Raw genomic sequence first — 15,202 nt, forward strand, 5'->3', positions numbered from 1 at the left:
GGTTCACAGCTTCCCGCCCCGCCCGCCGTCGCGCCGCGGCGGCGCGATCAGCGTCGACAGATACGGCAGCGGCGACCCGTCCCACTCGGCGGCCGGCCGCACCGACTCCCCGGGCAGGCCGAGCGCCGACCCCCACACCGCGTCACCGATCCGCCCGGCCTCCCGCAGCGCCTCGGCCACCTCACCGGCCCGCCGGCCGAACTTGTACGCGACGACGGTCCCCGGCCCGGCCAGCGCGTCCCTGAGCACGGCCGCCCCGGCGGTCACCGGCACCAGCGTGAGCGGCTCGGTCCCCTCGGTCAGCACCGCACCGGACCGCGCCGCCAGATCCTGCATGGCGGTGATCCCCGGCACCGTCCCGACCACGGTTCCCGGCACCAACTCGCCGACGGTCTGGGCGAGATAGGTGAACGTCGAGTACACATTGGGGTCCCCGATCGTCGCGAAGGCGACCGAGCCGTGCTCCCGCAGCAGCTCCGCGACCCGCCCACCGGCCGCGTCCCAGGCGGCCTCGCGCCGCGCCCGGTCGGTCCGCTCGTTCAGCGCGAACACCACCCGGACGACCTTCTCCGCGGGCACATAGTGCAGCACGGTCGCCTCGGCACGCCCGCGCTCGCCACTGTCCATCACCGGTACGACGACCACCGCCGCGGCCCGCAGCGCGTTGACCCCCTTGACGGTCACCAGCTCCGGATCCCCGGGCCCCACCCCGACCCCGACCAGCCTGCTGCTCACGATGTCCGGCACCTCTCCACGAACCGACGGGCGACACCGGGCACGGACGCCCAGTGCGTGTGCAGATAGCTCGCGTGCACACCGCGCTGTACGAATCCCTCGACACGCCGCTCGGGCGCCCGCATCCCCCAGGCGGGAGCGTCCCCGGCCCCCGGATCGACGACGGTCCGGTGGAACTCGTGCCCCCGCATCCGCGTCCCGGCGACCGCCAGCACGCTGTCGCTCACGGCCACGGCGTCCCGGTACCCCAGGGTCAGCCGCCCCGACATCCGCGCGGAGGCATCCAGCACCCCGCACAGGGGCAGCCCGTCGAGCTCCCGGCACAGATACAGCAGCCCCGCACACTCGGCCGCGACGGGAGCACCGGTGAGGGCGAGTTCGGCAACGGCCTTCCGCATCGGCTCGTTGGCGGACAGCTCAGCGGCGTACATCTCGGGGAAACCACCCCCGATGACCAACCCGGCGGTCCCCTCGGGCAGTTCCTCGTCCCGCAACGGATCGAAGGTGACCACCTCGGCCCCGGCGGCGGAGAGCAACTCGGCATGCTCGGCATACGAGAACGTGAACGCACGCCCACCCGCAACGGCGACCCGGACAGCCCCCGAAGGGGCGCGGGGAACTGCGCAAAGGGGGTCCGGGGGCGAAGCCCCCGGGGACGGGAAGGGAAGGGGCGGCGGGGGCGAAGAAACCAAGGCCTCACCCGCGTCCCACCCCGCACCCTGCAACGGCCCCGCACTCCGGGCCAGCGCGACCAACCCGGACACGTCACACCCGGCGGCCACCAGCGCGGCCATCGCGTCCACGGCGCCCACAGCCTGCGCCCCCCGCTCGGCAACCGGCACCAACCCCAGATGCCGAGAAGGCGTCTCCACCCGCGCGGCCCGCCGCAGAACCCCCATCACAGGAACCCCGACCGACTCCAACGCCTCCCGCAGCAACCCCTCGTGCCGATCGGACGCGACCTTGTTGAGGATCACGCCCCCGACCCGCACCTCCGGATCCCAGCTCACGAACCCGTGCACCAGCGCCGCCACCGACCGCGACTGCGCCGACGCGTCGACGACGAGTACCACCGGCGCCCGCAACAGCTTGGCAACCTGCGCGGTGGACGCCAGTTCCCCCTCACCGGCCGCCCCGTCGTACAGCCCCATCACTCCCTCGACGACGGCGATGTCACACCCCCGCGCACCGTGCGCGAACAGCGGAGCCACCAGCTCGGGGCCGCACAGATACGCGTCGAGGTTCCGTCCCACCCGCCCGGTGGCCAGTGAGTGGTACCCGGGATCGATGTAGTCGGGCCCGACCTTGTGCGGGGACACGGCGAACCCCCGCCCCGCCAGCGCGGCCATCAACCCGGTGGCGACCGTGGTCTTGCCACTGCCCGACGAGGGTGCGGCGATCACCAGCCGCGGGACGGAGCTCACCACTCGATGCCCCTCTGCCCCTTTTGCCCGGCGTCCATCGGATGTCTGACCTTGGACATGTCGGTCACGAGATCCGCGGCCTCGACCAGCTTCTCCGGCGCGTTCCGCCCCGTGATCACCACATGCTGCGTCCCCGGCCGCTCCCGCAGCACGGACACCACCTCATCGGTGTCCACCCATCCCCAGTGCATCGGGTAGGCGAACTCGTCGAGCACGTACAGCCGGTACCTCTCGGCGGCGAGGTCCCGCTTGACCTGCTCCCAGCCCTCCCGGGCCTTCTCCTCGTTGTCCATCTGCGCGTCGCGCTGCACCCAGGACCAGCCCTCGCCCATCTTGTGCCAGTCGACGGACCCGCCCTCACCGGAGGCACCGAGCACCCGCAGCGCGTTCTCCTCGCCGACCTTCCACTTCGCCGACTTGACGAACTGGAACACCCCGATCGGCCACCCCTGGTTCCAGGCCCGCAACGCCAGCCCGAAGGCGGCGGTCGACTTCCCCTTGCCGACACCCGTGTGGACGACGACCAGCGGACGGTTGCGCCGCTGCCGGGTCGTGAGCCCGTCGTCCGGTACGACACTCGGCTGTCCCTTCGGCACTACGCGGCCCTCCTCCGGACGTCCTTCACCAACCCGGCGATGCTGTCCGCCCGCAAGCCGTCGAGCGTCACCGCAGTGCCGCCCAGCTCACCGGCCAGCCGCCCGGCGAGCCCCAGCCGCACCGGCCCCGACTCGCAGTCCACGACCACCGAGGCGACCCCGTCGGCGGCGAACAGCCGCGCCGCACGCGAAGCCAGCGCGACCGGCTCCGTCCCACCCGTCGCCCGCCCGTCGGTCACCACCACGACCAGCGCCCGCCGCGCCGGGTCCCGCAACCGCTCCACCCGCAGCACGTCGTGGGCCTTGAGCAGCCCCGCCGCCAGCGGGGTCCGCCCGCCGGTCGGCAGCGACTCCAGCCGGGCGGCCGCCGCGTCCACCGACGACGTGGGCGGCAGGGCGACCTCGGCCGCCGACCCCCGGAAGGTCACCAGACCCACCTTGTCCCGCCGCTGGTAGGCATCGAGCAGCAGCGACACCACGGCACCCTTCACGGCGCTCATCCGCTGCCGCGCCGCCATCGACCCCGAGGCGTCCACGACGAACAACACGAGGTTGCTCTCACGCCCCTCACGGCCCGCCTGCCGCAGATCGTCCCGGCGCACCACAAGACCCGGCCCGCTGCGACCCCGCGCCCGCTGGTGCGGGGCCGCGGCCTGCACGGTGGCGACCATGTGCAGCTTGGTCAGTGCCCCCCGGGGACGGCGGGCGCCGGTGGTCCGCCCGTGCTCGTTCCGCGCCCGCGACCGCCGCCCGGCGGCGCCCTCACCGATGCCGGGCACGCTCAGCACCTTCGTCCGGAACGGCTCGGCCGCGCCCACGGGCGACCGCTCACCGGAACCGGCCCCGGCGGGCTGCGACGGACCGGACTCCCCGGCCCCGGCCGGCGCCCCCGCGTCACCATCGCCCTCCGGACCCTCCGGACCCTCCTCGGGCGGCCGCCCGCCACCGCCGCCGGGCCCGCCCGGACCGTCCGGATCGGTATCGGGCTCGTCGCCGCCCCCGAACTCCTCCAGCGTCTCGTCGAGTTTCTCCTCGTCGAGGCCGGGTGCGTCGAAGGGATTCCGCCTCCGCCGATGCGGCAGCGCGAGCAGCGCCGCCTGCCGTACGTCCTCGGCCAGCACGTCCGTCCGCCCGGCCCAGGCCGCCAGCGCGGTCGCCGCCCGGGCCATCACGATGTCGGCCCGCATGCCGTCCACCTCGAACGCCGCACAGGTCGCCGCGATCTGCCGCAGCGCCCCGTCCCCGAGCCGCACCGACGGCAACGCCTCCCGCGCGGCCACGATCCGCGCCCGTACGGAGGCCTCCTCAGCGGCCCACCGCTCGGCGAACGCGGCCGGGTCGTCGTCGTACGCCAGTCGCCGCCGTACGACCTCCACGCGCTGGTCGGGTTCGCGTGAGGCGGCCACCTCTACGGTCAGCCCGAACCGGTCGAGCAGTTGCGGCCGCAGCTCGCCCTCCTCCGGATTCATGGTCCCGACGAGCAGAAAGCGCGCCGCGTGCCGTACCGATACACCTTCGCGCTCGACGTACGAGGCACCCATGGCGGCGGCGTCCAGCAGAACGTCGATGAGATGGTCATGGAGCAGGTTGACCTCGTCGACGTACAGGATGCCCCGGTTCGACGCGGCGAGCAGCCCCGGCTCGAACGCCTTCACGCCCTCCGCCAGCGCCCGTTCGATGTCGAGCGCGCCGACCAGCCGGTCCTCGGAGGCGCCCACGGGCAGTTCGACCATCCGTGCGGGTCGCGCGGCACCGCCGCCGCCCTCGTGAGGACCATCCGGGCAGCCGGGGTCCGGAGCCGAGGGGTCACAGGAGAACCGGCAGCCGGGCACCACGGACACCTCCGGCAGCAGCGCCGAAAGGGCCCGCACCGCCGTCGACTTCGCCGTGCCCTTCTCGCCGCGCACCAGCACCCCGCCGATGGTGGGTGCGACAGCGTTGAGTAGCAGGGCGAGTTGCAGGTTCTGCTGCCCGACGACGGCTGTGAAAGGGAAATGCGTGTTCACGCGGCGTTCCCTCCTACGAGTGAACCAACATGGGAAACGTGGTATTGCGCGACCTGGCCAGGCAGCGTGGAGAGGTGCTCCCGGCTTGTGCTGGGATGGTCCGGCGGTGTGCCCTGCCGTTGGCGGAGTGCTGGGGTGCTCCCCGCACCCGCGGGGATATGCGGAGAGATCACTCGTCTCCCTCCAGATCTCCCTCGAGCGCGAGGTAGGTCGCCCGGAGCCGGTCCAGGGTTTCCTGGTCCGGCTCCGCCCACAGGCCCCGGTCCGCCGCCTCCAGGAGGCGCTCGGTGATGCCGCGCAGTGCCCACGGGTTGGACTTCCTCATGAAGTCCTGGTTCTCCTGCGAGAACACGTACTCAGCGGCCAGCTTTTCGTACATCCAGTCATCGACCACGCCCGCTGTGGCGTCGTATCCGAAGAGGTAGTCCACGGTCGCGGCCATCTCGAAAGCACCCTTGTACCCGTGCCTGCGCATCGCCCTCATCCAGCGTGGATTGACCACCCTCGCCCGGAAGACACGGTGTGTCTCTTCGGCAAGACTTCTGGTCTTGACGTGATCAGGCACGGCCGAGTCACCCACATACGCCTCGGGACTGGCCCCCGTCAGATGCCGCACCATCGCGACCATGCCGCCGTGGTACTGGAAGTAGTCGTCCGCGTCGTGGATGTCGTGCTCGCGCGTGTCGACGTTCTTCGCCGCCACCGCGATCCGCCGGAACGCCGTCTCCATGTCCCCGCGCGCCGCCCGCCCGTCGAGCCCGCGCCCGTAGGCGTAGCCGCCCCACACCGCGTACACCTCGGCGAGGTCCGCGTCCGACCGCCAGTTGCGGGCGTCGATCAGCGGCAGCAGGCCCGCCCCGTACGCCCCCGGCTTCGAGCCGAAGATCCGGGCCGTGGCCCGGCGCCGGTCGCCGTGCCGGGCGGTGTCCTCGTCGGCGTGGGCGCGGACGAAGTTCCGCGAGGCGGGCTCGTCCAGCTCCGCCACCGCCCGCACCGCGTCGTCGATCAGCCCCACGACATGCGGGAACGCGTCCCGGAAGAACCCGGAGATGCGGACCGTGACGTCGATGCGCGGCCGGCCCAGCTCCTCGACGCCGACCACCTCGAACCCGGTCACCCGCCGCGACGCGTCGTCCCACACCGGACGGCATCCCAGCAGGGCCAGGATCTCGGCGATGTCGTCACCCTGGGTGCGCATCGCGGAGGTACCCCACACGGTCAGGCCGACAGACTTCGGATACGCACCCGTGTCCCGCAGGTACCGTTGGACCAGTGAGTCGGCCAGCGCCTGCCCGACCTCCCAGCTCAAGCGCGAGGGAATCGCCTTGGGGTCGACGGAGTAGAAGTTCCGCCCGGTCGGCAGCACGTTGACCAGCCCGCGCGTGGGCGAACCGGACGGTCCCGCCGGGACGTAACCGCCGTCCAGCGCCCGCAGGATGTGTCCGATCTCGTCCGTCGTCCGGGCCAGCCGGGGTACGACCTCCTCGCAGGCGAACCGCAACACGGCGACCGCGTCGGAGAGTTCCGTGCCCAGCACCTCCCGCACCAGCGCCGGGACCGCCTCGGCCGCCCAGCCGCGCTCCTCCATACCCTCGGCGCACCGCCGGCAGAGCTGCTCCAGCAGGTCGATCGCGTCGGCGCCGGTACGGGCGGGGCCGTCCACCAGGTCCGTCAGCTCCACCGCGACCTTCACCGGGGCGCCCGGCTCGGCCAGCAGCTCCTTCTCCACCAGCCCGAAGTGCTCGGCCAGCGCGGCCCGCAGCCCCGGCAGGGCGTCCGCCCGCCCGCCCCACACCTGCGAGGCGCGCAGCACCGCCAGCACCAGGTTGACGCGCGGCTCGCCGACCGGACCGCCACCGAGAACGTGCAGGCCGTCGCGGATCTGCACGTCCTTGATCTCGCACAGATAGCCGTCGATGTGCATGACGAACGAGTCGAAGTCGTCGTCGTCCGGCTGGTCGTCCACCCGCAGGTCGTGGTGGAGTTCGGCGGCCTTCACCAGCGTCCAGATCTGCGCCCGCAGCGCCGGGGCCTTGTCCGGGTCCAGGTCGGAGACGAGGGCGTACTCGTCGAGGAGTTGCTCCAGTTTCGCCAGATCGCCGTAGGTGTCGGCGCGGGCCATCGGCGGGACGAGGTGGTCGACCACCGTCGCGTGCCCGCGCCGCTTGGCCTGCGTGCCCTCGCCGGGGTCGTTGACGATGAACGGGTAGATCAGCGGGAGGTCACCGAGGACCGCGTCCGGCGCGCACCCGCCACTCAGCCCCAGACCCTTGCCGGGCAGCCACTCCATCGTGCCGTGCTTGCCCATGTGCACGATCGCGTCGGCGCCGAAACTGTTCCGCAGCCAGTGGTAGGCCGCCATGTAGTGGTGCGACGGCGGCATGTCGGGGTCGTGGTAGATGGCGATCGGGTTCTCGCCGAAGCCGCGCGGCGGCTGGATCATCACTACGACGTTCCCGAACCGGAGCGACGCGAGCACGATGTCGTCCCCGTCGACGTACAGCGACCCGGGCGGCTCGCCCCACGCTTCCCGCATCCCGTCCCGCAGCTCCGGGGCCAGCCTCTCGAACCAGGCCCGGTAGTCGGCAAGCGGCACGCGCGCGGGCGCAGCGGCCAGCTGCTCCTCCGTCAGCCATTCCACGTCGTGCCCACCGGCCGCGATCAGCCGGTGGATCAACTCGTCGCCCGTAGCAGGGAGGTCGTCCACCTTGTACCCGGCGTCCTGAAGCGCCTTCAGCAGCACGAGGGCCGAGGCGGGAGTGTCCAGCCCAACGGCGTTGCCGACCCGGGAATGCTTCGTGGGATACGCGGTGAAGACCAGCGCGAGCCTCGAATCACCTCCGCTTCGGCGGAGACCGCGCAATCGAGCATGCCGATAGGCGATGCCTGCGACGCGAGCAGCACGCTCCGGGTCGGCGACGTAGACGAAGATACCGTCCTCGCCAGGCTCTTTGAATGAGAACGGAACGGTGATGATCCGCCCGTCGAACTCCGGGATGGCGACCTGCATCGCCGCGTCCATGGGGGAGAGCGCGGCGTCGGACTCCTCCCAGGCGGCGCGTGAGGACGTGAGGCAGAGCCCTTGCAGCACCGGCACGTTCAGCTCCGCCAGCGCCCCGATGTCCCACGCCTCCTCGTCACCGCCCGCCGAGGCCCGCGAGGCGTGGGTGCCGCCGGCCGCCAGTACGGTGGCGACGAGGGCTTCGGCCCGCGCCAGCAGCCCGTACAGTCCCGCGTCCGCGTCGCGCAGCGAACCGCAGTACACGGGAAGGGCGTTGGCGCCGCGCGCCTCGATCGCATCGCACAGCGTGTCCACGAAGGCGGTGTTGCCGCTCAGTTCGTGCGCCCGGTAGAAGAGCACGCCGACCGTCGGACGGCCCTGTTCCAGGGCGCGTTCGCCGTGGACGCCGTACTCCGGCATCTTCCGTGGCTCCTCGAACCCCTCACCGGTCAGCAGCACGGTGTCCGACAGGAACCGGGCCAGCTCGGTGAGGTTGTCCGGGCCGCCCTCGACGAGATACCGCAGTGCCTGGGCCACCACACCGGCCGGTACCGTCGACTCGGCCATGAGTTCCGCGTCCGGCACGGCCTCCCCGCCGAGCAGCACCGCCGGGACCCCGGACGCCTTCAGCGCCGCGAGCCCGTCCTCCCACGCCCGCTTGCCGCCGAGCAGCCGTACGACGGCGAGGTCCGCCCCGTCCAGCAGCGCGGGCAGTTCCTCCGCCACGTCCACACGGGTCGGGTTGCCGATCCGGTAGGAGGCGCCGGAGGCACGGGCCGCCAGCAGGTCCGTGTCGGCGGTCGACAGCAACAACACCGTGCTCATGCGGGCGCTCCCGGTGGAATGAAGGGCAGTCCTGGTGGCGCGCCGGACTCGATGAGCCGCCACAGCGCGTCCGTGTCCGCGTGCTGTTCGATCAGGTCGCCGAGCCGGTCGAGCTGCTCCTCGCGCAGCGCGGCGAACGAGGTGCCGGGGGCGGGTACGAAGCGGCGTCCCGCCGCGGCGGCCATCTCGCGCAGGAAGGCGCGCCGGAAGCCGTCCGACTCCAGCGATCCGTGCCAGTGCGTGCCCCAGGTCTGTCCGACCCGGCAGCCGTCCAGGAAGGGTTCCCCCGCCAGGACCTCGGCGACCCCGTGATGGATCTCGTACCCCTCGACGGGCTCTCCCAGGGCCCGGCCCACGGGCCGGGTCAGTGTCTTCTCGCGGGCGAACCGCACCCGTACGGGCAGGATCCCGAGTCCGTCCACGTGCCCCGCGCGGCTCTCGACCTCGTCCTCGATGTGCTCCCCGAGGAGCTGGAAGCCGCCGCAGATCCCGAGCACGGGACGCCCCTCGGCCGCCCGGCGCTGCAGCGCGTCCGCCAGCCCGCGCTCCCGCAGCCACCGCAGCGCCCGTACGGTGCCGCGGGTACCCGGTACGACCACGAGGTCGGCGTCGGCGAGTTCCTCGGGCCGGTCCACGAACCGCACCACGACGCCCGGTTCGGCGGCGAGGGCGTCGACGTCGGTGAAGTTGGACATCAGCGGCACCGCGCACACGGCGATCCGCAGCACGTCCTCACCGGCCGGCGCGGCCACCACCGACTCCCGCACGGTGCCGCGCAGCGAGACCCGGAGCCCGTCCTCCTCGTCGATGCCGAGCCCGTGGCGGAAGGGCAGCACACCGTACGCCGGCCGTCCGGTCAGGCCGCGCAGCATGTCGAGGCCCGGTTCCAGCAGGGACACATCGCCCCGGAACTTGTTCACCAGGAACCCGGCGACCAGGTCCTGGTCCTCACGGGACAGCAGGGCGACCGTGCCGAAGAACGACGCGAAGACGCCACCCCGGTCGATGTCGCCCACCACCAGAACCGGCAGTCCGGCGCCCCGGGCGATCCCCATGTTCACGATGTCCGTGCGCCGCAGATTGATCTCGGCGGGACTGCCCGCGCCCTCGCAGATCACCGCGTCGTACGCGTCCCGCAGTTGCTCCAGGCAGTCCAGCACCGTGCCGAGCAGCCGCTGCTGGCGTCCGCCGTGGTAGCCGCGCGCGCTCATCTCACCGACGGACCTGCCCAGCAGCACCACCTGGCTGGACCGCTCACCGCCCGGCTTGAGCAGCACGGGGTTCATCAGCGCCGTCGGCTCGACCCGGGCGGCCTGCGCCTGCATCGCCTGCGCCCGCCCGATCTCGGCGCCCTCCCGGGTGACGAACGAGTTCAGCGACATGTTCTGCGCCTTGAACGGCGCGACCTTGACGCCCTGCCGCACCAGCCACCGGCAGATCCCGGCGGTGACCACGCTCTTGCCGGCGTCCGAGGTGGTCCCGGCGACCAGCAGACCCCCACCGCTCATGGCGTACGTCCCTTCACGACGCTCCGCGCGAGGGCGCCGGCGCCGAGGGCGAGCCAGCCGACGCGCCGTGAGAGCCGTACCGCCCGGTCGATGTCGGACACGGTCACGGCCCGCCCGCCGCTGTTGAGGACGGGCCGGTGCTCGACCCGTCCGCCGTAGGAGAGGGTCCCGCCGAGCCGTACGCCGAGGGCGCCCGCGAAGGACGCTTCGACGGGCCCGGCGTTGGGGCTCGGATGTCGGTACGCGTCGGCCCGCCAGGCCCGTACGGCACCGCGCGGGTCCGGACCGCCGAGCGCGGCGAGTACGGCGGTCAGCCGGGCCCCCGGCCAGCCCGCGATGTCGTCGAGGCGGGCGGATGCCCAGCCGTAGCGGCGGTAGCGGCGGGACTTGTGGCCGACCATCGCGTCCAGGGTGTTGACGGCCCGGAAGCCGAGCAGGCCCGGCACCCCGGCGGCGGCGCCCCACACCAGGGCGCCCACCACGGCGTCCGAGGTGTTCTCGGCGACGGACTCGACCACCGCGCGGGCGATCCGGTCCGCGTCCAGCGTCTGCGGATCCCGGCCGCACAGGTGCGGCAGGCGGGCCCGTGCCGCCTCGACGTCCCCCGCCTCCAGCGCCCGTCCGATGGCGCGGGCCTCACGGGCCAGCGAGGTCCCGCCGACGACGGCCCAGGTGGCGACGCCGGTCAGGGCGGCGGAGGCGGTGGGGGAGGAGCGTACGCAGCGGGCGGCCAGGCTCCCCAGTGCGACGGCCGAGCCGACGCACACGGCGGTGTGCACGGCGCCCCGGCCGCGGTCGTCCCGCCACAGCACCCGTTCCACGGCAGCCGCGGCCCGCCCGAAACCGGCGACCGGGTGCCCACGGCGGGGATCGCCGAGCAGCAGGTCGCCGAGGAGGCCGGCGGCGGCACCGTACGCGAACACGCGATCGGCACCCATCGGGTTCAGCCGGTGACGGATCCGGAGGGAGCGGCCCCGAAGCGGGGTGGGGAGTCGCTGATCGACCTCGGCAGGCTGCCGCGCATGGCGATGTGTCCTCACTCAGGGTGTCCACGCCCTGGCTCGACGAGACCGGCGGCGAGAGTTCCTGGCTCCCGGGGGTGTTCCACCCCGGTGACAGTGGCGGGACCGCGCCGGAATCGCACCGGCTTCCTCTTCTGCCGCCGTATTGGCTGAGGCAGTCCACCACGGTCCGTCAACGGCCGTCAACCTGCCGTTGACCTGCGGGGCTGAAGTGTGCTGAGGCCCACAGCGGGGCTCCAGTGGGTGAACGGCGGGCGGCGGGGGCACACGCCGACGGGCGGTGCGGGAGCCGGGAGCTCACGCACCGCCCGTCGGACGGAGACGCTCCGCGGTCGGATGACGACCGCGGCGGGTTCAGGTGGTACTCAGGCCATGATCAGGTAGATCCCGTACGCCACCGCCGCCGCGCACGCGGCGAAGCAGACGTAGGCGCCGGTGACCGCCAGGCCGGCGGACTGGCCCTGCGCGGCGGCCCGTTCGCGGCGGGACAGGCCGCTGATACCGAGGGTGAACAGGCCCACCAGGGCCACCGTGACCACGAGGCTGACGCCGAAGACGGAGCCGAGGGCCGCCCAGTCGATCTTCATGGTGCTCTTCTTCCTTCGTGCCGGGCCGCGGTCAGACGGCGGTCTTGGCCGGCGGTGCCGGCTCGGCGGGGGCCGGGATCGTGGCCGAGAGGTCCTCGGTGACGGTGCCCGCGGGGGGCGGGGTGACCGCGGCCATGGCCTGCGTCACCACGCCGGACGGCTCCTCACCGGATTCCTCGTGGTCGTTGACGTTGGTGTGGTCGACGACCTCGCGCCGGGAGATCTTCCAGATCGCCGCGCTGGAGGCGATCAGGAAGACGGCCACGACGGCGGTGCCCCAGCTGCCGAAGCCGCAGATCCACTCGGCGAGGGCCGCGACGACGGCGGCCGCCGGCAGTGTCAGACCCCAGGCGACGAACATCCGGGTCGCGGTGGACCAGCGGACGACGCCGCCCTTGCGGCCCAGGCCCGCGCCCATCACGGAACCCGAAACGGAATGCGTGGTGGAGAGGGAGAAACCGAGGTGCGAGGAGGCCAGGATGACCGTCGCGGCGCTGGTCTGGGCGGCGAAGCCCTGCTGCGGCTGGAGGTCGGTCAGGCCCTTGCCCATGGTGCGGATGATGCGCCAGCCACCGAGGTAGGTGCCCAGCGCGATGGCCATGCCCGCGGAGAGGATGACCCACAGGGGCGGGTCGGAGTCGGGGGCGACGGCGCCGCCGGCCACCAGGGCGAGCGTGATGATGCCCATTGTCTTCTGGGCGTCGTTGGTGCCGTGGGCGAGGGAGACCAGACCGGCGGAGGCGATCTGGCCGGCGCGGTAGCCCTTCTCGGCGGACTTGCCGTTGGCCTTGCCGCCCATGCGGTAGGTCAGCCGGGTCGCGAGCATCGCGGCCAGTCCGGCCACCAGCGGCGCGGCGATCGCCGGGATCAGCACCTTGGTGACGAGGACGTCGCCGTGCACCGCGCCGAAGCCGGCGGAGGCGACGGTGGCGCCGATCAGACCGCCCATGAGGGCGTGCGAGGAACTGGACGGCAGTCCGACCAGCCAGGTCAGGAGGTTCCAGAGGATCGCGCCGACCAACGCGGCGAAGATGACCTCGGGACGGATGCCGGCCTCGTCGACGAGGCCTTTGGAGATCGTGTTGGCGACCTCCACCGAGAGGAATGCGCCGACAAGGTTCAGCACGGCGGACATGGCCACCGCGACCTTGGGCTTGAGGGCACCGGTCGAAATGGTCGTTGCCATCGCGTTCGCGGTGTCGTGGAAACCGTTCGTGAAATCGAACGCGAGTGCGGTTACCACCACAATCGCGAGGATCAGCGAGAAGCTTTCCATTTACCCAGGCAATCGTTCGAAGTCATTGGCTGGTTGAACGTAGGTAACCAGGGTGAACGGAAGATGAACTGGAATGGGCATCGCGGTGACCGTAAGAGGGGGAGGCCGCTCCGCCGGCGGCCCATGCGGCAGGGGGGCCGTTTTGGCAGGATCGAGGCATGGCTGAACAGAGGTGGGGCAAGCGGGACGGGCGGGAGACGGAGGGCGCCGGGGGCCCGAGGGGGAGCCGGCAGGTGGCCGAGGAGGAGGCGCGGGCCTGGACGGAACTCGTCGAGGCCGCGCGCCGGACCGTCGCCGACGGACTGGTGGTCGGTACCTCCGGGAATGTCTCGGTACGGGTCGGGGAGGTGATTCTCGTCACGCCGTCGGGAGTGCCGTACGACCGGCTGACGGCGGACGATGTGACCGGCGTCGACCTCACCGGCCGGCAGGTGCTCGGCACACTGGTCCCGACCAGCGAGCTGCCCCTGCATCTCGCCGTGTACCGCACCACCGCCGCGCGCGCCGTGGTGCACACGCACGCCGTGCACGCCACGGCTGTCTCGACCCTCGTCGACGAACTGCCGCTGATCCACTACATGGCCGCGGCGCTGGGCGGCCCCGTCCGGGTCGCCCGCTACGCGACCTACGGGACCGACGAACTGGCCGGGAACATGCTCCGCGCCCTCGAAGGCCGCACCGGCTGCCTGCTGCAGAACCACGGCACGGTCACCCACGGCACGACCCTCACCCAGGCCTACGACCGCACCGCCCAGCTGGAGTGGATGTGCAGACTCTGGCTGACCGCGTCATCACTCCCCGACCGCTCCCCCCACCTCCTGAGCCCGGAGCAACTCACCGAGGCCGCCGAGCGCCTGCACACCTACGGCCAGCGGACCTGACAAACCCGACACACCCGAACTCCGCCGCGTGGGCGCTCTTGCTGGGGGCGCGGGGAACTGCGCAACGGGGGTCTGGGGGCGGCGCCCCCAGGGACGGGACGGGAAGGGGCGGCGGGGGCGAGAGAACCACCCCTCACCCCTCACTCCGCGCCCACTGGCCGCTCCCGCGTTCCGCCCCGACACTGGGAGGCGTGCGCACTGTCAGAGCGACGGCCGCTGCCGTCACCGCCGTGATGGGCGCCGGCGTCGCCGCAGTCGCCGCCGGCCGCTTCGCCAGCGACGCCGCCCTCCGGATCCCGCCGGGCGGCCCCCTGCCCACCGAGCCCCGGCTCACCGTCCACGCCACCGCCGCCGGCCAGGTGACCCTCACCCGGGACCTCGCCGCGCTGCGCCCCGGCCGCCACGGTCTCACCGGCGACGGCTTCCACGCCGTCGTCGGGCCCGTGCTGTCCGACACCCCGACATCCGCCGACACCGTCGTCCGGCGCCTGGAACGCGTCACGCACGGAACCCCGGAGCCCGGCGACCACGCCTGGCTCACCCCGAACCTCCACGTCGGCGACCCGGGCACCGCCCTCGGCCTGGACCACACAGGGCTCGGGGTCCCCGGGGAACTCGGCCCGCTGCCCGTGTGGTTCGTGCCGGGTGACCGGGACACCTGGGTGATCGCCGTCCACGGACTGGGCACCACCCGGGAACACACCATGAATCTCATGCAGTTCCTGCACCGCCACCGCTTCCCGGTGCTCGCCCCCGCCTACCGGGGCGACCCGGGCGCACCGGCCTCCCCGGACCGCCTCAACCACCTGGGCGAGACCGAGTGGCACGATCTCGACGCGGTGCTGCACCACGCGGTGAGCGCGGGAGCCCGGAAGGTGGTCCTCTACGGCTGGTCCAGCGGCGCGACCATGGCACTGCGCACCGCGGCCCGCTCCGAACTGCGCGAACGCGTCACCGGTCTCGTTCTCGACTCGCCCGTCCTCAACTGGGAGGCGACCCTGCGCGCCCTCGCCGCGGCCCACCGCACCCCGGGTGCGCTGCTGCCGCTCGCCGTCCGCGCCGCCCAGGGCCGCACGGGGCTGCACGGCGAGCGCACTCCCGGCGCCGTCCACCTGGACCGCATCGGTGTCCCCACGCACATCTTCCACGGCCCCGACGACAAGGTGGCTCCCTGGCGGTTCTCCCGCCGCCTCGCCGCGGCCCACCCGAACACCGTCACCCTGCACACCGTCAGGGGCGCCCCCCACGCCGCCATGTGGAACGTCGACCAGGAGGCCTACGAGGAGGCGCTGCGACGCTTCCTCACCCCGCTGATGTGAAGCCGGTGCCGAGGATTCCGTT

At 72.8% G+C, this 15,202-nt stretch carries 11 protein-coding genes and 1 riboswitch; of the genes, 2 read left to right on the plus strand and 9 right to left on the minus strand.

The window, feature by feature from the left end:
* Positions 1–3: 3 nt before the first annotated feature.
* The 9 genes from cobI to ACIF9R_RS05685 all read right to left on the minus strand — a co-directional run bounded on the left by cobI (position 4) and on the right by ACIF9R_RS05685 (position 12,980).
* Positions 4–747 carry a precorrin-2 C(20)-methyltransferase gene (gene cobI, locus ACIF9R_RS05645; protein ID WP_399974766.1) on the minus strand — a complete coding sequence of 248 codons (744 nt, stop codon included), beginning with the start codon at positions 745–747 and terminating at the stop codon, positions 4–6.
* A complete protein-coding gene (locus tag ACIF9R_RS05650) occupies positions 732–2,162 on the minus strand; it encodes a cobyrinate a,c-diamide synthase (RefSeq protein ID WP_399974768.1) in 1,431 nt (476 codons plus the stop codon). Before ACIF9R_RS05650 ends, cobI begins: the two co-directional genes overlap by 16 nt.
* A complete protein-coding gene (gene cobO / locus ACIF9R_RS05655) occupies positions 2,156–2,755 on the minus strand; it encodes a cob(I)yrinic acid a,c-diamide adenosyltransferase (RefSeq protein WP_399974770.1) in 600 nt (199 codons plus the stop codon). Before cobO ends, ACIF9R_RS05650 begins: the two co-directional genes overlap by 7 nt.
* On the minus strand, positions 2,755–4,761 hold the full coding sequence (locus ACIF9R_RS05660) for a putative cobaltochelatase (protein ID WP_399974773.1): 2,007 nt from the start codon (positions 4,759–4,761) through the stop codon (positions 2,755–2,757). The genes cobO and ACIF9R_RS05660 overlap by 1 nt, the downstream gene beginning before the upstream one ends.
* A 169-nt stretch (positions 4,762–4,930) precedes the next feature.
* A complete protein-coding gene (cobN, locus tag ACIF9R_RS05665; RefSeq protein WP_399974776.1) occupies positions 4,931–8,587 on the minus strand; it encodes a cobaltochelatase subunit CobN in 3,657 nt (1,218 codons plus the stop codon).
* On the minus strand, positions 8,584–10,095 hold the full coding sequence (locus ACIF9R_RS05670) for a cobyric acid synthase (protein ID WP_399974778.1): 1,512 nt from the start codon (positions 10,093–10,095) through the stop codon (positions 8,584–8,586). The genes cobN and ACIF9R_RS05670 overlap by 4 nt, the downstream gene beginning before the upstream one ends.
* Positions 10,092–11,033, minus strand: coding sequence for a cobalamin biosynthesis protein (locus tag ACIF9R_RS05675; protein WP_399974780.1), 942 nt, complete (start codon positions 11,031–11,033; stop codon positions 10,092–10,094). Before ACIF9R_RS05675 ends, ACIF9R_RS05670 begins: the two co-directional genes overlap by 4 nt.
* A gap of 119 nt (positions 11,034–11,152) precedes the next feature.
* A riboswitch (cobalamin riboswitch) is annotated at positions 11,153–11,296 on the minus strand.
* Positions 11,297–11,482: 186 nt separating this feature from the next.
* Positions 11,483–11,704 (minus strand): hypothetical protein, encoded by a 222-nt coding sequence (locus ACIF9R_RS05680; RefSeq protein WP_399974782.1) that lies wholly within the window; start codon positions 11,702–11,704, stop codon positions 11,483–11,485.
* A gap of 31 nt (positions 11,705–11,735) precedes the next feature.
* Positions 11,736–12,980 (minus strand): anion permease, encoded by a 1,245-nt coding sequence (locus ACIF9R_RS05685; protein WP_399974785.1) that lies wholly within the window; start codon positions 12,978–12,980, stop codon positions 11,736–11,738.
* Between the two features lie 158 nt (positions 12,981–13,138).
* On the opposite strand from ACIF9R_RS05685, the gene ACIF9R_RS05690 reads away from it, so the two are divergent.
* Positions 13,139–13,861: a class II aldolase/adducin family protein gene (locus tag ACIF9R_RS05690; RefSeq protein ID WP_399974788.1), complete on the plus strand. Its 723-nt coding sequence runs from the start codon at positions 13,139–13,141 to the stop codon at positions 13,859–13,861.
* A gap of 191 nt (positions 13,862–14,052) precedes the next feature.
* Positions 14,053–15,180, plus strand: a complete 1,128-nt coding sequence (locus ACIF9R_RS05695) for an alpha/beta fold hydrolase (RefSeq protein WP_399974791.1) — start codon at positions 14,053–14,055, stop codon at positions 15,178–15,180.
* The last annotated feature ends 22 nt before the right edge of the window (positions 15,181–15,202 follow it).

Source organism: Streptomyces sp. NPDC086080 (assembly GCF_044540255.1).
GTDB lineage: Bacteria > Actinomycetota > Actinomycetes > Streptomycetales > Streptomycetaceae > Streptomyces.